The following is a 21,059-nucleotide window of genomic DNA, read 5'->3' on the forward strand; positions in this document are numbered from 1 at the left end:
GCTTGCCAGCGATAAGGCCAGTTCAGACAACACAAAAGAACCACTGCCCGACAGAGGCAGAAAACCTCAAATAACCGTGAGGCAAAAAACCGTGATCGAGACCCTGAACCATCTCCCGCACCCGCACGAAAGTGCGGCCGCCCTCGCCGGCCATTTCACCGATCTGGCGCCGCCGCTCAACGACCGTCAGGCGCACCTGGAAGCCTCGCGCTGCCTGTATTGCTACGACGCTCCGTGCGTGAACGCGTGCCCGAGCGAGATCGACATTCCGTCGTTCATCCGCAACATCCATCAGGACAACGTGCCCGGTGCGGCGCAGAAGATCCTTTCGGCGAACATCCTCGGCGGCAGTTGCGCCCGGGTCTGCCCGACCGAAATCCTTTGCCAGCAAGCCTGCGTGCGCAACAACGCCCACGAATGCGCGCCAGTGCTGATCGGCCTGCTGCAACGCTACGCCGTGGACAACGCGCACTTCACCGAGCACCCGTTCCAGCGCGCCGCCGCCACCGGCAAACGTATTGCCGTGGTCGGTGCCGGTCCGGCGGGTCTGTCCTGCGCCCATCGCAGTGCGATGCACGGCCATGACGTGGTGATTTTCGAGGCACGGGAAAAGGCTGGCGGGCTCAACGAATACGGGATCGCCAAGTACAAACTGGTGGATGACTACGCACAGAAGGAACTGGATTTCCTCCTGCAAATCGGCGGCATCGAAATCCGCCACGGGCAGAAGCTCGGTGAAAATCTGACCCTCAGCGAACTGCATCAACAGTTCGACGCGGTGTTCCTCGGCCTCGGCCTCAATGCGAGCAAACAACTTGGCCTGGCCCACGAAGACGCGCCCGGCCTGCTCGCCGCCACCGACTACATCCGTGAACTGCGCCAGGCCGATGACCTGTCGCAACTGCCGCTGGCCGAGCACTGCATCGTCCTCGGCGCCGGCAACACCGCCATCGACATGGCCGTGCAAATGGCCCGCCTCGGCGCCCGCGACGTCAACCTGGTGTATCGCCGTGGCGCGGCGGACATGGGCGCCACCGGCCACGAACAGGACATCGCCAAGGCCAATCAGGTGCGGCTGCTGACCTGGGCGCAACCGGACGAAGTGCTGCTCGACGCTCAAGGCAAGGTGCGCGGCATGCGCTTCGCCCGCACGCATCTGGTGGAGGGTCGCCTGCAAACCACGGGCGAGACCTTCGAACTGGCCGCCGATGCAATCTTCAAAGCCATCGGCCAGGCCTTCGACGCCAGCGCCCTCGCCGACCCGCTGGCCCGCGAATTGAAGCGTCAGGGTGAACGGATTCAGGTCGATGAAAACCTGCGTACCAGCATCCCCGGCGTGTATGCCGGCGGCGACTGCACCAGCCTCGATCAGGACCTGACCGTGCAAGCGGTGCAACACGGCAAGCGCGCCGCCGAGGCGATCAACGCTCAACTGATGCTCAACGTGGAGGCTGCGTAAATGGCCGATCTTTCGATTGTCTTCGCCGGAATCAAAGCCCCCAACCCGTTCTGGCTGGCCTCCGCGCCACCGACCGACAAAGCCTACAACGTGGTGCGCGCCTTCGAGGCCGGCTGGGGCGGTGTGGTCTGGAAAACCCTGGGGGAAGACCCGGCAGCGGTCAACGTGTCCTCTCGCTACTCGGCGCATTACGGCAACAACCGCGAAGTGTTGGGCATCAACAATATCGAACTGATCACCGACCGCTCGCTGGAGATCAACCTGCGGGAAATCACCCAGGTGAAAAAGGACTGGCCGGACCGCGCGCTGATCGTGTCGCTGATGGTGCCCTGCGTAGAAGAGTCGTGGAAACACATCCTGCCGCTGGTGGAAGCCACCGGCGCCGATGGCATCGAGCTGAACTTCGGCTGCCCCCACGGCATGCCCGAACGCGGCATGGGGGCGGCGGTCGGTCAGGTGCCGGAGTACGTCGAGCAGGTCACGCGCTGGTGCAAGACTTATTGCTCGCTGCCGGTGATCGTCAAGTTGACGCCGAACATCACCGACATCCGCGTCGCCGCCCGCGCCGCGCATCGGGGTGGTGCTGATGCGGTGTCGCTGATCAACACCATCAACTCGATCACCAGCGTCGACCTCGAACACATGGTCGCCCTGCCCACCGTCGGCAGCAAAAGCACTCACGGCGGTTATTGCGGCTCGGCGGTCAAGCCGATCGCGCTGAATATGGTCGCGGAAATCGCCCGTGATCCGCAGACCCAGGGCCTGCCGATTTGCGGAATCGGCGGCATCGGCAGTTGGCGCGACGCGGCGGAGTTCATCGCCCTGGGCAGCGGCGCGGTGCAGGTGTGCACGGCGGCGATGCTCCACGGCTTCCGGATTGTCGAGGAAATGAAGGACGGCTTGTCGCGGTGGATGGACAGTCAGGGTTACGCCAGCATCGGCGAGTTTTCCGGGCGGGCGGTGGGCAACACCACGGACTGGAAGTACCTGGACATCAACTATCAGGTGATTGCGAAGATCGACCAGGAAGCGTGCATCGGTTGCGGGCGTTGCCACATCGCCTGCGAGGACACTTCACACCAGGCGATCAGCAGCCTGAAACAGGCCGATGGCACGCACAAATATGAAGTGATCGATGACGAGTGCGTGGGGTGCAATTTGTGTCAGATCACCTGTCCGGTGGCGGACTGTATCGAGATGGTGCCGATGGAAACGGGCAAGCCGTTTCTGGACTGGAATCATGATCCGAGGAATCCGTATCACGTCAGTGCCTGAATGATCGTTCCCACGCTGAAAGATCGTTCCCACGCTCCGCGTGGGAACGATCAGTTACGGTTCTAATCCGATCCCCCGCAAAATCACACTCGTCACCGTCTGCACCGCCCGCTCGAACTGCATGTCCGACAGCGGCTGATGCTCATTCAAAATATTCACCTGATGATCAAAGTCGGCATAGTGCTGGGTCGACGCCCAGATCATGTACAGCAAACTCGACGGTTCCACCGGCAGAATCCGTTTGTCCTCCACCCACTGACGGATCTTCGCTTCCTTCATCTTCGCCCAGTCGTACAGGCTGACATCCAGCGCCTCGCCCAGGGTCGGGGCGCCGTGGATGATTTCGTTGGCCCAGACTTTCGAGCCGTAGGGCCGGCTACGCGAGTGATTCATCTTGGCGCGGATGTAGCTGCTGAGCACCACCCGCGGATCGTCGAACATCTCGAAGCACAGCGCGTCCTGCTTCCACACTTCCAGCAGGTCGAACAGCACGGCGCTGTACAGCTCGCTCTTGGTTGAGAAGTAGTAATGCAGATTGGAGCGCGGCAGCTGCACTTCGGCGGCGATGTCGGCCATCGCGGTGCCGCCGAAGCCTTTTTCGGCGAACACTTTTTCCGCCGCCAGCAGGATCTTGTCGACGTTGGTGCGGCGAATTTCGATCTTGTGATTGCCCATGAGGGCTCCCTGAAGACAACGTTGTTGAAGACTAGCATCCGCTCTGGGCAAGGGGCGACAGGCGAGAACGATTCTTCACACACTTGGGCTTTTTTCTGGTTTAGGATCGCCCCCCTTCTCCCTGTCAGACACTGAAGGATCTTGTCCATGACCATTCGCCAACGTATTGCCGCGGACGATCAGCAACTTGCCGACCTGTGGGAACGTTCCGTCCGCGCCACCCACGATTTTCTTCCGGAAGACGACATTCACCGACTGTTCCCGCTGGTCCGTGACGCCTACCTGCCCGCGCTGGAGGTCTGGGTCTTCGAGAACCCCGACCGTTCCCCGGCGGGCTTCATCGCCACCGACGACGACACCGTGCAGATGCTGTTCATCGACCCGGCCCGGCGTGGCCAGGGCATTGGTCGACGCTTGCTCGACCATGTCCGCCGCCCGTTGCTGAAGGTCGACGTCAACGAACAGAATCCCCAGGCCCACGGCTTCTATCTGCACTACGGTTTCGAGGACATCGGCCGCTCGGAACTCGACGGTGAAGGCCGGCCCTTTCCGGTTGTGCACATGCGCCTGAAAAGCCTGTGATCCTCGCTCTATACTCAGTCCGCCATTTCACTGAAAGGACACTGCCCATGTCGATGAAAAAACTGTTCACCGCCGGCGCCCTGCTGGCTTCGCTGGTCGTCACCTCCCAGGCGTTTGCCCATGCTCACCTGAAAAGTGAAACCCCGGCCGCCGACAGCACCGTCGCCGCCCCTGCGGATCTGCGCCTGGTGTTTTCCGAAGGCGTCGAAGCCAGCTTCACCAAAGTCACCGTGACCCACGACGGCGCGCCGGTGAAGATCAAGCCGCTGACCACCGAAGGCGACAAGAAAACCCTGATCGTCACCCCCGAAGCGCCGTTGACCGCTGGCCAATACAAGGTCGAATGGCACGCAGTGTCGGTCGATACGCATAAGAGCGAAGGCGCCTATCAGTTCAAGGTTGGCCAGTAATTCATGAGCGACGCGCTGGTGCTCTGCCGGTTCCTGCATTTCATCGTGGTGTTGATGCTGTTCGGGGCCTGGCTGTTCCGGCCGCTGCTGCTCAAGGGTGAAGCGCCGGTGCTGGATCGGCAGCTGGCGCGGCTGGCTCGTTGGTTGACGGCGATTGCGCTGGCCAGCGGCGTTGCCTGGGCGTTGCTGATCACCGCGAGCATGGCCGGTTCGGCGGCTGCGGCGTTCGACCCGGACACCGTCGAGCTGGTGCTGGGCCATACGTTTTTCGGTCAGGTATGGCGCTGGCATCTGCTGATCAATGCCCTGTTGCTGGCGTTGCTGTTTACACCCTGGCGTTCGAACCAGCCCTTGCGGCTGGGCCTGAGTGCATTGCTGCTGATGACCCTCGCGCCGGTCGGCCACGGGGCGATGCTCGACGGAATCAGCGGCCAGATGCTGATCCTCAATCAGGTCATCCACCTGACCTGCGTCGGCGCCTGGCTCGGCGGTTTGCTGATGCTGGTGATGATCCTGCGCCAGTCCGGCGAAACGGTGCGCTACGTCTTGCAGCGCTTCAGCGGGGTCGGCTACGTGCTGGTTGCCGGTCTGCTGATCACCGGGCTGATCAACGTGCGCGTCCTCACCGGCCAATGGTGGCCGACGCCGCTGTTTTCGGGATTCGCCCTGATCCTGCTGATCAAGGCCCTGCTGGTGCTCGGGATGCTGGGGCTGGCGCTGTTCAATCGCTTGCGCATCCGTGATTGCGAACAGCGCGTCGACACCCTTAAACGCAGCGTAATGCTGGAGTGGCTGCTGGGAATCGGCGCGGTGGCGGCGGTTTCCGTGCTTGGCACCCTGCCGCCGATGATCGCCGCCTGACGTCAGTGTTTCTGAGTATCACCCTTTGCCGTATCGATGCTGACCACCACCGACATCCCCGGCCGCAAGCGCTCGATTTCCTGTTGGTCCGGATCGATGGTCACCCGCACCGGCACCCGCTGGGCGATCTTCACGAAGTTGCCGGTGGCGTTGTCGGCCTGCAATAACGCGAACTCCGAACCGGTGCCGGGCGAGATGTGCTGAACGTGGCCGGTGAATTTGCGGTGGTTCAGCGCATCGACGGTGAAGCTCACCGGTTGCCCGACCCGCACGTTATCCATCTGGGTCTCTTTCATGTTGGCGATCACCCACTTCTGGTCCGGGACCAGCGCCATCAGTTGTGCCCCGGAATTGACGTAGGCGCCGAGGCGCACGCCGATCTGCCCGAGCTGGCCGTCACGCGGGGCGATGATCCGGGTGTTGGACAGATCGATCCGCGCCAGTTGCACCGCCGCCTCGGCACTGGCCACTGCGGCTTCCAGCGAACCGCGATTGACGATCACCGTTTGCAGATCCTGCCGGGCGATTTCCAGATTGGCCTTGGCCTGGGCCACCGATGCAATGCTTTGCGCGTTGGCGGCCAGCGCCACGTCCATCTCGCGCTTGGACACCGAGCCGTCATTGACCAGCGCGGTGTTGCGGCGCAGGTCCGCCTCGCTTTTGCGCAACTGCGCCTCGCTGTCGGCTACCACCGCCTGCCGCAACTTGATGGTCGCCTCGGCGCTGTTGCGTTGCTGCACCACGTTGGCCAGTGAAGCTTTCTGCACCGCCAGTTGCGCCAGCGACTGATCCAGACGCTGCTGATAAATCCGGTCATCGAGACGCACCAGCAGATCCCCGGCCTTCACAAACTGAAAATCCTGCACCGGGACTTCATAGACATAACCGCTGAGCTGCGGACCGATGATCGTCACCTGCCCGCGCACCAAAGCGTTTTCGGTAGTCTCGACTGCACTGCTGAACGGCGGCAACTGCCACGCATACAGCACGATCAGCACGCCGACGATGGCAATCGCGGCAAAGCCCAGCGACGAGATGATCCGCACCCGCAACGAACGCGGCTCGGTGTTCGGCGATGACGGCGGCGCCTCGCCCTCGGGCGTGGCGGCAATGGCATTGGTGGTCGTGGTGGTCGGTTCGGTCATGAAGAAGTGGCACCGCTGGAAGGTACGGAAGGTGTCGGGGCGACGGCTTTGGTGGTGCTGATCAGCCATAGCGCACGGATGGAGATCCAGATCATGGTGAGGATCGCGATCACCGCGATCAGCATGAACACATCGTTATAGGCCAGCACGTTGGCCTCGCGGGTGGCGGCGTTGGCGAGGCTGCGAATGCCTTGCAGGTTGCGCAGGCTCGGGTCCGCTATCAGGGAGCCGACCGCCGAACCGCCACTCTGCACCCGAGCGGCCACCAACGGGTCGGACAGCACCAGCTGCTCGACGATATGGCTGGAATGGAATTTCTCGCGCACGATCTGAAACGTCCCCAGCAACGCCGCGCCGATCAGACCGCCGAGGTTGTTGCAGATCCCGAACAGCACGGAAAAGCTCACCAGATTGCGTGGATTGGTCAGCACGTTGCGGGTGCCAAGGACCATGGTCGGCCCGAGGAAAAAGGTGCTGCCGAAGGCCAGCAGGAACTGGCTGAAATACAGGTTTTCCGGACGGGTCAGGTTGTTCGAGGAACTGTCGATGATCGAACCGGTGGCCATCAACGCCAGCGAGACGATCAGCGGCATCAGCAGGTGTTTCGGGTCGATGGTCAGCGCACTGGTCAGCAGCCCGGCGACGCTGCCGATCAGCATCACCACATACAGGCTGTGCAACTGCTGGCTGCTCATGTTCAGGTTTTGCATGAAGCCGACAGCGCCGGTGGATTGCTCCGAGGTCACCATGCGAATCAGGATCACCGCCAGCGCCAGACGGATCATCACTCCGCTGCCGAGCCAGCGGGTCATCAGCATCGGGTTGCTGCGGTTGTGTTCGATGGCCAGCCCCGCGAGGATCAGGGCAATCGACGCGGCGAGGGCAATGCCGATCCATTGTGCTTCGAGCCACCAGTCAATCCGGCCCAGGGACAGCACCGCACACAACAGCGCCACTCCGGTGGCGAGGATGGCGAAAGTCAGGAAGTCGAGGGGCTCGAAAGTCTTGAAGCGGTCACCCGGCGGCAGCTTGAGCATCAACACGCAACCCAGCGACAGCAGCGCCATGCCCAGCTCGAACAGATACAAGCCGCGCCATTCGGCGATCTGCAGCAGGTCTTCGGAAAACAACCGCGCCAGCGGCAAGGCCAATTGCGAGGTGCCCAGCCCCAGCACCAACGCTTTCATCCGCCATTTGGCCGGAAACGCCTGCACCATGTAATACAGGCCCAGCGAACTCAGCGCCGCGCCGACCATGCCGTGGGCGGCACGCACGGCGACCGCCGAATTCAGGTCATTGACGAACAAATGGCCGAATGTCACCAGCGCATACAGCACCAGAAACACCTCGGTGAACGCCCGCAAGCCGAACTGCTGGCGAAACTTCACCAGCAGCAGGTTCATCGACACGTTGGTCATCACATACGCCGCCGGCAGCCAGGCCATCTCCGCCGTGGTCGCCCCGAGCGCGCCTTGCAGATAAGGCAGGTTGGCGACCACCAGCGAATTGCCCAACCCGCCGGTCAACGCCACCAGCAACCCGACCAGCGCATAGGCCAGGCGCTTGGGGTTGGAGTGCAGCGGTGTCGAGGGAGATCCGGGCAGACTGGGCTTCTCGTGAGGCTGCCAGTTGCGCGGGGCGTATCGATCCATGGAGAGGCCTTGTACGGTGATGGCTTGAGTGTGCCGCAAAACGGCAGCCAAACACATATCCCTGTGGGCGCTTGCTCCCACAAGTCAGTGGTGGATTCGTAAATTTTGTTTAAAGGTCATCTCGCCCGCAGCGGATTTTTCCCAAGCGTAGCGGATGCCAACCTTGCCGTACTTCTCAACCTGCAAGGTGCCCGTTATGACCACTTCCCGCTGGCAACGCTCCCCGCGTCTGCTGAAAAACCTGCTGGCAGCCGCCCTGTTGCTGCCCGCCCTCGCCTTCGCCCAGGAACGCCCGTGGCCGGATGGCTCGCAACTGGTGATTTCGGTGTCGATGCAATTCGAAACCGGTGGCCAGCCCGAGGGCGCGGAAAGTCCGTTTTCCGGCACACCGCTGCCCAAAGGTTATCCGGACTTGCCGGCGCAGACCTGGTTCGATTACGGCTACAAGGAAGGCCTGTGGCGCATGCTCGATCTGTGGGATCGCACCGGCATCAAAGTCACCTCCCACGTGGTCGGCGAAGCAGCGCTCAAGCATCCGGAACTGGCCAAAGCCATCGCCGAACGCGGTCATGAACTGGCGGCCCACGGCATGCGCTGGGCTGATTCGTACAACATGAACTACGCCCAGGAAAAACAATTCATCGGTGATGGCGTCGCGGCGGTGGAGAAAATCACCGGCCAGCGCTCGGTGGGTTACAACGCCAACTGGCTGCGGCGCAGTCCCAATACACTGAAGGTGCTGCAGGATTTGAACTTCACCTACCACATCGATGATGTCAGCCGCGATGAGCCCTTCGTGACTATGGTTCGCGGGCGCAAATTCGCCGTGGTGCCCTACACCCTGCGCAACAACGACATTGTGCTGATCGAAGGCCGGCACTTCTCCGCCGAGCAGTTTTATCAGCAACTGGTGCTGGAATTCGATCGCCTCTACGCCGAAGGCGCGAACAAGCGACGGATGATGTCGGTGAGTCTGCACGACCGCATCGGTGGCACGCCGGCGATGGTCGAGGCCATGGAACGCTTTATCCGCTATGCGCAGTCACATCCGAAGGTGACATTCATGCGCAAGGATCAGATTGCCCAGGTGGTGCTGACCGAGAAAAACCCGCTGATCGACAACACCGAGGCGGCGTACAACCAGTGACAAAAAAATCGCAGCCAAGGCTGCGATTTTTTTCTCTGCTTGACCACTCACGCCCGCAGCAGCATATAAGCCGCAACCACCAGGCACACACTGGCGAATCCCACCTGCAATGTCCTCGCCGGCACTCGCGCGCAAAGTTTGCGGCCAATGATCATGCCGACAATGCTGGCCACGATAAACGCCGCGCCCAAATGATCGATCCGCACGCCGGCATGAAACGCACCGATCACGCCGATGGCGGAAATCAGGCTGATCACCATCAGGGACGTGGCGACGATGCCGCGCATCTGCACATCGGTCAGTTGCTTGAACGCCGGCACGATCAGGAACCCGCCGCCGACGCCCAGCAACCCGGACACCACACCGGTGACCGCGCCCAACGCCGCGAGGGTTGCGGTGCATTTGGCGGTCCAGTCGAAACGGCCTGTCTGCTCATTGAGCATGCAGTTCTTCTGGCCCCAACTGGCGTGGCCATGATCGCTCGGCCCCTCTTGCTGGCGCTCGCGACGCAGCATGCGCCAGGCCACCATCACCATCAGCAGGCTGAAGAGGATCATCAGGACCTTCTCCGGCAACTGGTGCGCGAAGTAGATGCCCAGCGGCGAAAACACCGCCCCGAGCGCGGCGATCAACAGCGCAGCACGGTAGCGCACCAGTCCATGACGCAAACCGTCGATGGCCCCGACTGCCGCCGCACTGCCCACCGCGAACAGCGCCACCGGCGCCGCTTGCGTCATCGTCCAGCCCAGACCGAGCACCAGTGCCGGCACCGCGAGAATCCCGCCACCGGCCCCGGTCAGCCCGAGGATCAATCCCATTACCACGCCAAACAGACTTGCCAGCAACATAGGGAGTTCTCAGTCGACTTTGGACAGACTCGTCAGCCACTCGCGGCCCTTGAGCATGCCGTTCCAGTAGAACCACGGCAGCAGGGACGCCTTCAGCCACCACGCGGAACGGCGCGCCACGGTCGGATCGAGGGGAAAGGTCGGCAGCAACTTACCGCCATAGCCGAACTCGGCGAGGATCACCTTGCCCTTCTCCACCGTCAGCGGGCAGGAGCCATAACCGTCGTACTTCAGTGGCAACGCCAGAGACTTGCGCTGGGCCAACAGGTTCTCGGCGACCACCACGACCTGCTTGCGCACGGCAGCAGCGGTTTTCGCGTTGGTGGTGTTGCAGATATCGCCGAGTGCGAATACCTCGGGATAACGCGGATGTTGCAGGCTGTGCGGGTTGACCTCGCACCAGCCCGCGGCGTCGGCCAGCGGACTTTGCGCGATGAAGTCCGGGGAAACCTGTGGCGGCACGACGTGCAGCAGATCGAAGGTTTTGGCCACCTGACTGACGTTGCCGTCGGCATCCTTGATCTCGAACCAGGCGGTTTTCGCCGGGCCGTCGACCTTCACCAGATTGGCGTTGAACGCCAGGCGGGCGTTGTATTTTTCGATGTACTTCATCAGCGGCGGCACGAACGTCGCCACGCCGAACAGCGCCGCACCGGCCAGGTTGAATTCAACCTCGACCTTGTTCAATACGCCCTTCTTGAGCCAGTGATCGCAGGACAGGTACAGCGCCTTCTGCGGGGCGCCCGCGCATTTGATCGGCATTGCCGGCTGGGTGAACAGCGCCTTGCCGCCGCGCAGTTTCTGCACCTGATCCCAGGTGTATTGCGCATGCTGGTAGCTGTAATTGGAGGTGACGCCGTGCTGGCCGAGGTTTTCCTGCAGGCCTTCGATCTTCTCCCAGGCCAGACGCAGGCCGGGGCAGACGATCAGATTCTGGTAACTGACAGTCCGTTGATCGTTGAGGGTGAGCTGGCGTTTGTCGGGATCGACGGCCGTCACTGCCGCTTGAATCCAGGTGGCCTGACGCGGCATCACCTTGTTCATCGGTCTGGCGGTATCTTTGGCGTCGTAGGCACCACCGCCGACCAGCGTCCACGCCGGTTGGTAGTAATGCTGGGTACTCGGCTCGATCACCGTGATATTCAGGTGCGGATCACGCTTGAGCAGACTGGCGACAAAACCGATGCCGGCGGTGCCGCCGCCGATGACCACGATGTCTGCACTGATGGATGGGCCCCAGTGTTGATCGTTCATTGCTTGTTCCTTATTGCTGCACGCAAGGATAGCCGGGTCTATTGCGCCCAGCTTTTGAGCACGGCTCCGCAGTAGAGTCCGGACAGGGTTTTCATCACCTGGATGACTTCATGACTGGCGAGGCCGTAAAAAATGTACTTGCCTTCACGTCGGGTCGCGACCAGCCCTTCATCACGCAGGATGCCCAATTGCTGGGACAGGGTCGGCTGGCGCACGCCGGTCATTTTCTCCAGCTCGCCGACATTGCGTTCGCCCTGGGTCAACTGGCACAGGATCAGCAGCCGGTCCTCATTGGCCAGGGCCTTAAGCAGCGAACAGGCCTTGGAGGCCGAGGCCCGCAGTTGGGCGACTTCACATTCGGTCAGACTGGATTGCATTTGCAGGATGCCTTCAACGTCACTTAAGCTGCGGACATTATGTGTTTACATAAAGTGTTGCAACCCTGACTTTCCACCTTCCTGCACAGGACCCTGTCCATGCCCGCGCTGATTGAAGCTTTCCTCGACCCCGCCTCCTCGACCTATAGCTACGTGGTCTACGAGGCCGATGGCGGACAGTGCGCGATCGTCGATCCGGTGCTCGATTACGACGGTGCCGCCGGCCGCACCTGCACGGCCCAAGCCGACAAGATCATCGCCTTCGTGCGCGCCCACCATCTGCAAGTGCAGTGGCTGCTGGAAACCCACGCCCACGCCGATCACCTGTCCGCCGCGCCCTACCTGCGCCGCGAACTGGGCGGCAAGATCGCCATCGGCGAATCGATCAGCAAAGTGCAGAACGTGTTCAAGGCGCTGTTCAACCTCGAGCCGGAATTTCGTGTCGACGGCTCGCAGTTCGATCACTTGTTCGCACCGAACGAGTCCTTCCTGATCGGCAACCTCAAGGCCACCGCCCTGCACGTCCCCGGTCATACCCCTGCGGACATGGCCTACCTGATCGATGGCGAACAGATCCTGGTCGGCGACACGCTGTTCATGCCCGACGTCGGCACCGCCCGCTGCGACTTCCCTGGCGGTAATGCCCATCAACTGTTCCATTCGATTCAAAAACTGCTGGCATTTCCGGCGAGCGTGAAGCTCTACGTCTGTCACGACTACCCGCCGCAAGGTCGGGAATCGCAATGCCAGACCACCGTCGGCGAACAACGCAAAAGCAATATCCATGTGCATGACGGCGTCGACGAAGCCGCGTTTGTCGAGATGCGTACCAAACGAGATGCCGGGTTGGGTATGCCGACGCTGCTGCTACCGGCGATTCAGGTCAATGTACGGGCGGGAAATTTACCGCCAGCGGAAGGTAATGGCGTTGTCTACCTGAAGATCCCGGTTAACAAAATGTGAGTTCAATTGCCCAGATGATTATTCGCTCCCTCATTTAAAGGAGCGCTCTGGACCGTGCCCTAGCCAAAATGCCACTACCGTGTAATATCCGGAAACCTAAACCGCTACGGTAGACTCCCTGCGATTACAAATGCGCAGGTGAGCAATAACACGGACATCGTCGAAGTCACACTTCGTCGAGAAGACTTTTTGCAGGGAAACCATGAGTCAAACTTCTCCACAGGGGCAACCCCCTGAGCTGGAACCTGAAACATTCAATCGCCACCTCTCTATTTCCCGTCGCGCAATCGCCTACTTGTCATCCAAAGTCCTTGAGGCACTCAAAGCCATTGACGGGCGATCCTTCTTCGAGGGTAGAGAAGAAGGAATCAAGCTTGGCAATGACGCGGGCCTGCTTGCCGGAAAGGATCTCGGCTATGCTGAGGGTTTTGCAGAGGGGCGCGCCATTCTAGAGATCAACGACCTGCGCTCAGCCGCATCCTTGCCAGGAGAGGATCACTCCCTTTTTGATAATGAACTCATGCCCATCACCGATGATATCAAGCAGAAAATGCGCGACGAGGTGTGGGAAAAACTTGATGAGAAAGAACAACCGAGCGATCAGCAGTGGGCAATGATCTTTGCCGACACGACCTGTACTTCAGTGATCGCTGGCGCGGGCTCCGGGAAGTCCACGACGTTGGCCTTGCGTGTTGTGCTTAAACACTTTCACCTGGGCATCCCCCTTCATCACATGCAGGTGACTACCTTCACCACTGAGTCTAAAAAAGACTTGCAGAAAAAGATGGTGAAGATTTTCAAATCGTGGGGCAAAGACCTGAGTGAGAGTCAAACTAAGAGTTTGGTGCGCACCTTTCACAGCAAAGTATTCGGCTTCATGAAAGCGTTCTCGGATGCGCCTATCGACTATTTCGATTTCTTGGGCGCAAAAAAATCAGGTGAGGATGAGGACGAGTTGGAAAACCCCTTTTCGTCAAAGATCACGAATGAGCAAGGATTGGTTCTTTCCCAAGTATTCAATAGCCTTTACGAGAAAGACCTGACGTTCAAAAAACACATCCTGGATCTCTACCAATCGATCGTCTTCGTCAAGCCGGATCCTATGTCTGAGTCCATGCGAATCAAAAAAAATCAGATTCTCGGCAAGATGTCCGAAAAGGATGAAGCTGTCTGCGATGAAATTGAGGCCGCCTGGGTGGAGTTGGGTCTTTGGCCAATTCCAGGTGTGGCCGAGCGTCGAACCTTCAACATCGAGAGAAACCCGTTCATAGCCCATGGTTACTTGGAAGAGCTCGAAACACTGGTAATTCTTGGTTGGCCGGACACGAAAAACCAGTCGGCCGAAATTCCTAGGCGCGAAGGCCAGACAGTGAATCTCAAACAAGAGAGCTGGAGCCGCCAGGCGATGATTGGAGAATGTTATCGGGGGAAAAAATACATTCTCATCAATAACGCTATGGCCGCAAAGACGCTGATGGGCAATGCCCAGCACATGATCGTTCAGGACGCCGGTTTTGATTATCACTTGCCGGGCACGACTATCAAGGAAACGAAGCTGACCGAAGTGTTCTTTGCCGAAGCCAACTACATCGAGAACCTGGGGTTGGATGTAGTCCAGGCGATCGGTTCATTAGATTTTACGCCGGGCGACCCACGCCAGCCTTTCTACCTCGCCTTGCAGATCTATTGGCGCGGCTTTCATGATTATCTGGAAAGCATGTCACCCAAAAGATTGATCACCTTCAACAAGGCATTCGCACTGTTTGGCGAACACAATCCAGAAAATATTAAGCGCATTCCAACAGCCGAGCTAGACGGCATGCGGCACCTCATGATTGATGAGTTCCAGGACGTGTCCGGCCTGAACATTTCCTGGGTCCGGCAATGCTGCAAAGAGATCCGTAATCGTAATCAAGGCCTGCCCGGATTGGGCAACAGTCTGATGGCAGTCGGCGACGACTGGCAAAGTATCTATGGCTGGCGCGGTAGCTCACCCCAGTATCTGATGGACTTCCATAAGCATTTCCACGCCCATACGCGCAACACTCTGTACATGCAGAACAACTACCGTTCCCATCAGACAATCATTGATGCTGCCGAACAAGTTGTCCGTCCCACCACAACCGATAAAGCCAAGCATGGGATTGCAGCGAACGAAAAAGTCGTTAATCAAAAGACCCCCGTATACATGCACTACGTGGCTAAAGATAAAAAAATCGTCAAACCGGACGAAACGATTCTGCGACTCGTCAGACAAGCCTATGACGACGGCCATAGCATACTGATGGTGTTTCGCGTTGGCGATGTTGAAAAAGCATACAGAACAGCCCTACAAGGCCTATTGCACGACGCGCAAAAAAAACAGCGCAACGTCAAACTGATGACCTTTCACAAGTCCAAAGGATTGCAGGCACAATCTGTTTTCGTTATCGGTGATTGCTTCTATAACCCGACGAAATCCAAACGCAACGACATTTACAACCTCACCAATCTGGGCGACAAATCTCCAGCGCCTTATGACAACGCTCAATCAGATGAGGCACTGCGTTTAGCTTACGTTGGCATTACTCGCGCCGAACTCAGGTGTCATTGGCTGGTTGACCGCGAGGTCACCGCGACGACCAAACAAAGCGGAAGTAATGCTTCGGGGTATGCCGATCTTAAATCCGGATGCTACAAAAAGTGGACTGATCACGAACATCCGGAGTTTTAGCTCTTTCGCCGCAATAAGGTATTGATCCAGAGGCGGCGAAAGTGTCAGCGCTAGGTGCCCAACGTCAACCCATTCGCCGGTAAAGGCAGTGCCGTCTTGTAACGCACCTGCTTGAGCGCAAAGCTTGACCGGATGTTGGCCACCCCCGGCACTTTGGTCAGGAAGTCCATCATGAAGCGCTCAAGGGACTGAATGGTCGGCACCAGCACCCGGATCAGATAGTCCGGGTCGCCGGCCATCAGGTAGCACTCCATGACCTCCGGGCGGTCGGAAATCGCTTCTTCGAAATGCTGCAGCGCTTCCTCCACCTGCTTCTCCAGGCTCACGTGAATGAACACGTTCACGTGCAGCCCGAGCAGGTCGGCATCGAGCAGGGTCACCTGCTCACGGATCAGCCCCAACTCCTCCATCGCCTTGACCCGATTGAAGCACGGTGTCGGCGACAAATTGACCGAACGGGCCAGGTCGGCATTGGTGATGCGCGCATTCTCCTGAAGGCTGTTGAGAATGCCGATGTCGGTACGGTCCAGTTTGCGCATGAGACAAAACCACCTGTTTTTTATGTTTATGCAGATTTTCTATCTGCAAATGATCTCCAGCGCAACGAAACAGAGAGAAATATTCTTCTTGCCCGGGCCTATGATTGTTGTAGGACAAGATTTCTTTTATCGAAGAATGACTGCCAGCTCACTACAAGAAATTCACAAGATCGAGCGTAGAAGCCATGACCCAAGCGTATGAACCGCTGCGTCTGCACGTCCCTGAACCTTCGGGCCGCCCAGGCTGCAAAACCGACTTCTCCTACCTGCATCTGACCGATGCCGGCACGGTGCGCAAACCTTCCATCGACGTTGAACCCGCCGACACTGCCGACCTGGCCCGTGGCCTGATCCGCGTGCTCGACGACCAGGGCAATGCTCTCGGCCCATGGGCCGAAAACGTGCCGGTCGAGATCCTGCGCAAAGGCATGCGCGCCATGCTCAAGACCCGGATCTACGACAACCGCATGGTGGTCGCCCAACGTCAGAAAAAAATGTCGTTCTACATGCAGAGCCTTGGCGAAGAAGCCATCGGCAGTGCCCAGGCCCTGGCTTTGAACACTGACGACATGTGCTTCCCGACCTACCGCCAGCAAAGCATCCTGATGGCCCGCGACGTACCGCTGGTCGACCTGATCTGCCAGTTGCTGTCCAACGAGCGCGATCCGCTCAAGGGGCGTCAGCTGCCGATCATGTACTCGGTCAAGGACGCCGGTTTCTTCACCATCTCCGGCAACCTCGCCACCCAGTTCATTCAGGGCGTGGGCTGGGGCATGGCCTCGGCGATCAAGGGCGACACCAAAATCGCCTCGGCCTGGATCGGTGACGGCGCCACCGCCGAATCGGACTTCCACACCGCCCTCACCTTCGCCCACGTTTACCGTGCGCCAGTAATCCTCAACGTGGTCAACAACCAGTGGGCGATCTCGACCTTCCAGGCCATCGCCGGTGGTGAAGCCACCACCTTCGCCGGACGCGGCGTCGGTTGCGGCATCGCTTCCCTGCGCGTTGACGGCAACGACTTCTACGCGGTCTACGCCGCCTCCGCCTGGGCTGCCGAACGCGCCCGCCGCGGCCTCGGCCCGACCATGATCGAGTGGGTCACCTACCGTGCCGGCCCGCACTCGACCTCCGACGATCCATCCAAATATCGTCCTGCCGACGACTGGAGCCACTTCCCGCTGGGCGACCCGATCGCCCGTCTGAAACAGCACCTGATCAAGGTCGGCCACTGGTCGGAAGAAGAGCACGCTGCCGTCAGCGCCGAGCTCGAAGCCGAAGTGATCGCCGCACAAAAACAGGCCGAACAGTACGGCACCCTCGCCGGCGGCCAGATTCCAAGCGCCGCGACCATGTTCGAAGACGTCTACAAAGAGATGCCGGAGCACTTGAAGCGCCAGCGTCAGCAGTTGGGGATCTGACATGAACGACCACAACAACAATATTCAGTTGGAAACCGCCATGACCACGACCACCATGACCATGATCCAGGCCCTGCGCTCGGCCATGGATGTGATGCTTGAGCGTGACGACAATGTGGTGGTGTTCGGCCAGGACGTCGGCTACTTCGGCGGCGTGTTCCGTTGCACCGAGGGCCTGCAGGCCAAGTACGGCACCTCGCGGGTGTTCGACGCACCGATCTCCGAGAGCGGCATCGTCGGGACCGCCGTGGGCATGGGTGCCTACGGCCTGCGCCCGGTGGTGGAAATCCAGTTCGCCGACTACGTCTACCCGGCCTACGACCAGATCATTTCCGAGGCGGCTCGCCTGCGTTATCGCTCCGCCGGCGAATTCACCGCGCCGATGACCCTGCGCATGCCTTGCGGTGGCGGCATCTACGGTGGCCAGACCCACAGCCAGAGTATCGAAGCCCTGTTCACCCAGGTCTGCGGCCTGCGTACCGTCATGCCGTCCAACCCGTATGACGCCAAGGGCCTGCTGATTGCCTCCATCGAAAACGATGACCCGGTGATCTTCCTGGAGCCGAAACGCCTGTACAACGGCCCGTTCGACGGCCACCACGAACGCCCGGTAACGCCGTGGTCGAAACACCCGGCTGCACAAGTCCCGGACGGCTACTACACCGTGCCGCTGGACGTCGCCGCCATCGCCCGTCCGGGCAAGGATGTCACCGTGCTGACCTATGGCACCACCGTCTACGTGTCGCAAGTCGCCGCCGAAGAAAGCGGCGTGGACGCTGAAGTCATCGATCTGCGCAGCCTGTGGCCGCTGGACCTGGAAACCATCGTCAAATCCGTGAAGAAAACCGGCCGCTGCGTCGTGGTTCACGAAGCCACCCGCACCTGCGGTTTCGGCGCCGAACTGGTTTCACTGGTGCAAGAGCATTGCTTCCACCACCTGGAAGCGCCGATCGAACGCGTCACCGGTTGGGACACTCCCTACCCGCACGCGCAAGAGTGGGCGTATTTCCCTGGGCCGTCCCGAGTGGGCGCGGCGCTGAAACGGGTCATGGAGGTCTGAATGGGCACGCACGTTATCAAGATGCCGGACATCGGCGAAGGCATCGCAGAAGTAGAACTGTCGCAGTGGCACGTCAAGGTCGGCGATCTGGTCGTTGAAGATCAGGTGCTGGCGGATGTGATGACCGACAAGGCGATGGTGGATATTCCGTCGCCGGTACACGGCAAGGTGATTGCACTGGGCGGTCAGCCGGGTGAAGTGATGGCGGTCGGCAGTGTGCTGATCAGCATCGAGGTCGAAGGTGCGGGCAATCTGAAAGAGTCCGACAAACCGGCGCCTGTTGCAGCGAAGGAAGCACCTGTTGCACCGAAAGTTGAAGCGGTCGTTGAAAGCAAACCCGCCGCGCCACGTACGGCTCCGGTTTGCCAGGGCCCGATGGTTGCCCGTGAAGCCGATGAGCGCCCACTGGCCTCGCCGGCCGTGCGCAAACATGCGCTGGATCTGGGCATTCAGTTGCGCCTGGTGCGCGGCTCCGGCCCGGCCGGTCGCGTGTTGCACGAAGACCTCGAAGCCTACCTGGCCCAAGGTCAATCGAACGCTTCGGCGCCGGTCGCCGCCGCGTACGTCCAGCGTCACGATGAAGAACAGATTCAAGTGATCGGCATGCGCCGCAAGATTGCCCAGCGCATGCAGGACGCCACCCAGCGTGCTGCACACTTCAGTTATGTCGAGGAAATCGACGTCACCGCGATTGAAGAACTGCGCGCCCACCTGAACGAAAAACACGGCGCCAACCGTGGCAAGCTGACCCTGTTGCCGTTCCTCGTGCGTGCACTGGTCGTCGCCCTGCGCGACTTCCCGCAGATGAACGCCCGCTACGACGACGAAGCCCAGGTCATCACCCGCCTCGGCGCAGTGCATGTCGGCGTCGCCACCCAAAGCGATGTCGGCCTGATGGTGCCGGTGGTGCGTCACGCCGAAGCGCGCAGCCTGTGGGACAGCGCGGCGGAAATCTCCCGTCTGGCCACCGCCGCCCGCAATGGCAAGGCCAGCCGCGAAGAGCTGTCCGGTTCGACCATCACCCTGACCAGCCTCGGCGCCCTTGGCGGCATCGTCAGCACCCCGGTGCTGAACCTGCCGGAAGTGGCGATCGTCGGCGTCAACAAAATCGTCGAACGCCCGATGGTCGTCAAAGGCCAGGTGGTGATCCGCAAGATGATGAACCTCTCCAGCTCCTTCGATCACCGCGTGGTCGACGGCATGGACGCGGCGCTCTTCATCCAGGCCATTCGTGGTCTGCTCGAACAACCCGCGACCCTGTTTGTGGAGTGATGGCATGCAAACTCTGAACACCACGCTGCTGATCATCGGCGGCGGTCCTGGCGGTTACGTCACAGCTATTCGTGCCGGGCAACTGGGCATTTCGACCATTCTGGTCGAGGGCGAATCGCTGGGCGGCACCTGCCTGAACATCGGCTGCATTCCGTCGAAAGCGCTGATCCATGTGGCCGAGCAGTTTCACCAGACTCAGCATCACAATCAGCATTCGGCACTGGGCATCAGCGTTTCCGCGCCGACCCTCGACATCAGCAAAAGCGTTGAATGGAAGGACGGCATCGTCGATCGTCTGACCACTGGTGTCGCCGCGCTGCTCAAGAAAAACAAGGTTCAGGTCATCAACGGCTGGGCCAAGGTCATCGACGGCAAGACCGTTGAAGTCGGCGATACCCGCATCCAGTGCGAACACCTGGTGCTGGCCACCGGTTCGAAAAGCGTCAACCTGCCGATCCTGCCGATTGGCGGGCCGATCATCTCGTCTACCGAAGCGCTGGCGCCGAAGTCGGTGCCGAAACGTCTGATCGTGGTCGGCGGTGGTTATATCGGCCTGGAACTGGGCATTGCCTATCGCAAGTTAGGCGCCGAGGTCAGTGTGGTCGAGGCGCAGGATCGCATCCTGCCGGCCTACGACGCCGAGCTGACCCAGCCGGTGCACGAAGCGCTGAAGCAACTGGGCGTGAAGCTGTACCTGAAGCACAGCGTGCTGGGTTTCGACGGCACGTTGCAGGTGCGCGATCCGAACGGCGACACCCTGAACCTGGAAACCGATCAGGTGCTGGTGGCGGTCGGTCGCAAACCCAACACCCAGGGCTGGAACCTTGAAGCGCTGAACCTGGACATGAACGGCTCGGCGATCAAGATCGACAGCCGCTGCCAGACCAGCATGCGCAACGTCTACGCCATCGGCGACCTGAGCGGCGAGCCGATGCTGGCCCACCGCGCCATGGCCCAGGGCGAGATGGTCGCCGAGCTGATCAGCGGCAAGAGCCGCGAATTCAACCCGACCACCATCGCCGCCGTGTGCTTCACCGACCCGGAACTGGTGGTTGTCGGCAAGACACCGGACGAAGCCAAGGCGGCGGGACTGGACTGTATCGTGTCGAACTTCCCGTTCGCGGCCAATGGCCGGGCGATGACCCTGGAATCGAAAACCGGTTTCGTGCGGGTGGTCGCCCGTCGGGACAATCATGTGATTGTCGGCTGGCAAGCGGTGGGTGTCGGGGTCTCGGAGCTGTCGACCGCCTTCGCGCAAAGCCTGGAAATGGGCGCGCGACTGGAAGACATCGGCGGCACCATCCACGCGCACCCGACGCTGGGTGAAGCGGTGCAGGAAGCGGCGTTGCGTGCCCTCGGGCATGCGTTGCACCTGTAACTCTCAGCCTCAGATCGTTCCCACGCTC

19 protein-coding genes are annotated in these 21,059 nt (G+C 60.4%); 12 read left to right on the top strand and 7 right to left on the bottom strand.

Features of this window, described 5'->3' with window-relative positions; genetic code table 11:
- Positions 1–91 precede the first annotated feature (91 nt).
- On the top strand, positions 92–1,459 hold the full coding sequence (locus IF189_RS17165) for an NAD(P)-dependent oxidoreductase (RefSeq protein WP_134826301.1): 1,368 nt from the start codon (positions 92–94) through the stop codon (positions 1,457–1,459).
- A complete protein-coding gene (gene preA, locus IF189_RS17170) occupies positions 1,460–2,734 on the top strand; it encodes an NAD-dependent dihydropyrimidine dehydrogenase subunit PreA (protein ID WP_192551979.1) in 1,275 nt (424 codons plus the stop codon).
- A gap of 54 nt (positions 2,735–2,788) precedes the next feature.
- On the opposite strand, the gene IF189_RS17175 is transcribed toward preA, so the two are convergent.
- Positions 2,789–3,409: a TetR/AcrR family transcriptional regulator gene (locus tag IF189_RS17175; RefSeq protein WP_007952885.1), complete on the bottom strand. Its 621-nt coding sequence runs from the start codon at positions 3,407–3,409 to the stop codon at positions 2,789–2,791.
- A gap of 147 nt (positions 3,410–3,556) precedes the next feature.
- On the opposite strand from IF189_RS17175, the gene IF189_RS17180 reads away from it, so the two are divergent.
- Genes IF189_RS17180 through copD form a run of 3 tightly spaced genes read left to right on the top strand, consistent with a single transcriptional unit; the run spans position 3,557 to position 5,262 of the window.
- A complete protein-coding gene (locus tag IF189_RS17180; protein ID WP_134826299.1) occupies positions 3,557–3,991 on the top strand; it encodes a GNAT family N-acetyltransferase in 435 nt (144 codons plus the stop codon).
- 47 nt (positions 3,992–4,038) lie between these two features.
- Positions 4,039–4,401 (top strand): copper homeostasis periplasmic binding protein CopC, encoded by a 363-nt coding sequence (copC, locus tag IF189_RS17185; RefSeq protein ID WP_085711519.1) that lies wholly within the window; start codon positions 4,039–4,041, stop codon positions 4,399–4,401.
- 3 nt (positions 4,402–4,404) lie between these two features.
- Positions 4,405–5,262, top strand: coding sequence for a copper homeostasis membrane protein CopD (gene copD / locus IF189_RS17190; RefSeq protein WP_192551980.1), 858 nt, complete (start codon positions 4,405–4,407; stop codon positions 5,260–5,262).
- A gap of 2 nt (positions 5,263–5,264) precedes the next feature.
- Here copD and IF189_RS17195 read toward each other — a convergent pair whose 3' ends face one another.
- Entirely contained in the window at positions 5,265–6,407 is a 1,143-nt protein-coding gene (locus tag IF189_RS17195) for an HlyD family secretion protein (RefSeq protein WP_085711521.1), read from the bottom strand.
- Positions 6,404–8,059 (bottom strand): MFS transporter, encoded by a 1,656-nt coding sequence (locus tag IF189_RS17200; protein WP_134826297.1) that lies wholly within the window; start codon positions 8,057–8,059, stop codon positions 6,404–6,406. Before IF189_RS17200 ends, IF189_RS17195 begins: the two co-directional genes overlap by 4 nt.
- A 196-nt stretch (positions 8,060–8,255) precedes the next feature.
- Between IF189_RS17200 and IF189_RS17205 the strand changes: the two genes are divergently transcribed.
- Positions 8,256–9,206, top strand: a complete 951-nt coding sequence (locus IF189_RS17205) for a polysaccharide deacetylase family protein (RefSeq protein ID WP_134826296.1) — start codon at positions 8,256–8,258, stop codon at positions 9,204–9,206.
- A 47-nt stretch (positions 9,207–9,253) separates the two neighbouring features.
- Here the strand turns inward: IF189_RS17205 and IF189_RS17210 are convergent, their stop codons facing one another.
- Genes IF189_RS17210 through IF189_RS17220 form a run of 3 tightly spaced genes read right to left on the bottom strand, consistent with a single transcriptional unit; the run spans position 9,254 to position 11,685 of the window.
- Complete coding sequence (locus IF189_RS17210; protein WP_065258956.1) at positions 9,254–10,054, bottom strand: sulfite exporter TauE/SafE family protein; 801 nt, start codon at positions 10,052–10,054, stop codon at positions 9,254–9,256.
- A gap of 9 nt (positions 10,055–10,063) precedes the next feature.
- Positions 10,064–11,308 (bottom strand): FAD/NAD(P)-binding oxidoreductase, encoded by a 1,245-nt coding sequence (locus tag IF189_RS17215; protein WP_192551981.1) that lies wholly within the window; start codon positions 11,306–11,308, stop codon positions 10,064–10,066.
- A 38-nt stretch (positions 11,309–11,346) separates the two neighbouring features.
- Positions 11,347–11,685, bottom strand: coding sequence for an ArsR/SmtB family transcription factor (locus IF189_RS17220; RefSeq protein WP_007952897.1), 339 nt, complete (start codon positions 11,683–11,685; stop codon positions 11,347–11,349).
- 99 nt (positions 11,686–11,784) lie between these two features.
- Between IF189_RS17220 and IF189_RS17225 the strand changes: the two genes are divergently transcribed.
- The gene (locus IF189_RS17225; RefSeq protein WP_134826294.1) at positions 11,785–12,648 is read left to right on the top strand and encodes an MBL fold metallo-hydrolase; all 864 of its coding nucleotides are present in this window, start codon (positions 11,785–11,787) and stop codon (positions 12,646–12,648) included.
- A gap of 202 nt (positions 12,649–12,850) precedes the next feature.
- Positions 12,851–15,361 (top strand): UvrD-helicase domain-containing protein, encoded by a 2,511-nt coding sequence (locus IF189_RS17230; RefSeq protein WP_134826293.1) that lies wholly within the window; start codon positions 12,851–12,853, stop codon positions 15,359–15,361.
- A 50-nt stretch (positions 15,362–15,411) separates the two neighbouring features.
- Here IF189_RS17230 and bkdR read toward each other — a convergent pair whose 3' ends face one another.
- Positions 15,412–15,900 carry a Bkd operon transcriptional regulator BkdR gene (bkdR, locus tag IF189_RS17235; RefSeq protein WP_008059350.1) on the bottom strand — a complete coding sequence of 163 codons (489 nt, stop codon included), beginning with the start codon at positions 15,898–15,900 and terminating at the stop codon, positions 15,412–15,414.
- 185 nt (positions 15,901–16,085) lie between these two features.
- Here bkdR and IF189_RS17240 point away from each other — a divergent pair, with 185 nt between their 5' ends.
- Genes IF189_RS17240 through lpdA form a run of 4 tightly spaced genes read left to right on the top strand, consistent with a single transcriptional unit; the run spans position 16,086 to position 21,031 of the window.
- The gene (locus IF189_RS17240) at positions 16,086–17,321 is read left to right on the top strand and encodes a 3-methyl-2-oxobutanoate dehydrogenase (2-methylpropanoyl-transferring) subunit alpha (protein ID WP_114883893.1); all 1,236 of its coding nucleotides are present in this window, start codon (positions 16,086–16,088) and stop codon (positions 17,319–17,321) included.
- Position 17,322: 1 nt separating this feature from the next.
- Positions 17,323–18,381 carry an alpha-ketoacid dehydrogenase subunit beta gene (locus tag IF189_RS17245; protein WP_085711528.1) on the top strand — a complete coding sequence of 353 codons (1,059 nt, stop codon included), beginning with the start codon at positions 17,323–17,325 and terminating at the stop codon, positions 18,379–18,381.
- The gene (locus tag IF189_RS17250; protein ID WP_134826292.1) at positions 18,382–19,653 is read left to right on the top strand and encodes a dihydrolipoamide acetyltransferase family protein; all 1,272 of its coding nucleotides are present in this window, start codon (positions 18,382–18,384) and stop codon (positions 19,651–19,653) included.
- A 4-nt stretch (positions 19,654–19,657) separates the two neighbouring features.
- Positions 19,658–21,031 carry a dihydrolipoyl dehydrogenase gene (gene lpdA, locus IF189_RS17255; protein ID WP_134826291.1) on the top strand — a complete coding sequence of 458 codons (1,374 nt, stop codon included), beginning with the start codon at positions 19,658–19,660 and terminating at the stop codon, positions 21,029–21,031.
- Positions 21,032–21,059 lie beyond the last annotated feature (28 nt).

The sequence above is a fragment of the Pseudomonas sp. IzPS59 genome, from assembly GCF_014863505.1.
In the GTDB taxonomy this organism is placed as follows: Bacteria; Pseudomonadota; Gammaproteobacteria; order Pseudomonadales; family Pseudomonadaceae; genus Aquipseudomonas; species Aquipseudomonas kribbensis.

What these genes read in the sequence shown, in the direction of transcription:
- preA (WP_192551979.1), top strand. Translation starts at nt 1,460, where the DNA reads ATGGCCGATCTTTCGATTGTCTTCGCCGGAATCAAAGCCCCCAACCCG.
- IF189_RS17175 (WP_007952885.1), bottom strand. Translation starts at nt 3,409, where the DNA reads ATGGGCAATCACAAGATCGAAATTCGCCGCACCAACGTCGACAAGATC.
- IF189_RS17180 (WP_134826299.1), top strand. Translation starts at nt 3,557, where the DNA reads ATGACCATTCGCCAACGTATTGCCGCGGACGATCAGCAACTTGCCGAC.
- copC (WP_085711519.1), top strand. Translation starts at nt 4,039, where the DNA reads ATGTCGATGAAAAAACTGTTCACCGCCGGCGCCCTGCTGGCTTCGCTG.
- copD (WP_192551980.1), top strand. Translation starts at nt 4,405, where the DNA reads ATGAGCGACGCGCTGGTGCTCTGCCGGTTCCTGCATTTCATCGTGGTG.
- IF189_RS17195 (WP_085711521.1), bottom strand. Translation starts at nt 6,407, where the DNA reads ATGACCGAACCGACCACCACGACCACCAATGCCATTGCCGCCACGCCC.
- IF189_RS17200 (WP_134826297.1), bottom strand. Translation starts at nt 8,059, where the DNA reads ATGGATCGATACGCCCCGCGCAACTGGCAGCCTCACGAGAAGCCCAGT.
- IF189_RS17205 (WP_134826296.1), top strand. Translation starts at nt 8,256, where the DNA reads ATGACCACTTCCCGCTGGCAACGCTCCCCGCGTCTGCTGAAAAACCTG.
- IF189_RS17210 (WP_065258956.1), bottom strand. Translation starts at nt 10,054, where the DNA reads ATGTTGCTGGCAAGTCTGTTTGGCGTGGTAATGGGATTGATCCTCGGG.
- IF189_RS17215 (WP_192551981.1), bottom strand. Translation starts at nt 11,308, where the DNA reads ATGAACGATCAACACTGGGGCCCATCCATCAGTGCAGACATCGTGGTC.
- IF189_RS17220 (WP_007952897.1), bottom strand. Translation starts at nt 11,685, where the DNA reads ATGCAATCCAGTCTGACCGAATGTGAAGTCGCCCAACTGCGGGCCTCG.
- IF189_RS17225 (WP_134826294.1), top strand. Translation starts at nt 11,785, where the DNA reads ATGCCCGCGCTGATTGAAGCTTTCCTCGACCCCGCCTCCTCGACCTAT.
- IF189_RS17230 (WP_134826293.1), top strand. Translation starts at nt 12,851, where the DNA reads ATGAGTCAAACTTCTCCACAGGGGCAACCCCCTGAGCTGGAACCTGAA.
- bkdR (WP_008059350.1), bottom strand. Translation starts at nt 15,900, where the DNA reads ATGCGCAAACTGGACCGTACCGACATCGGCATTCTCAACAGCCTTCAG.
- IF189_RS17240 (WP_114883893.1), top strand. Translation starts at nt 16,086, where the DNA reads ATGACCCAAGCGTATGAACCGCTGCGTCTGCACGTCCCTGAACCTTCG.
- IF189_RS17245 (WP_085711528.1), top strand. Translation starts at nt 17,323, where the DNA reads ATGAACGACCACAACAACAATATTCAGTTGGAAACCGCCATGACCACG.
- IF189_RS17250 (WP_134826292.1), top strand. Translation starts at nt 18,382, where the DNA reads ATGGGCACGCACGTTATCAAGATGCCGGACATCGGCGAAGGCATCGCA.
- lpdA (WP_134826291.1), top strand. Translation starts at nt 19,658, where the DNA reads ATGCAAACTCTGAACACCACGCTGCTGATCATCGGCGGCGGTCCTGGC.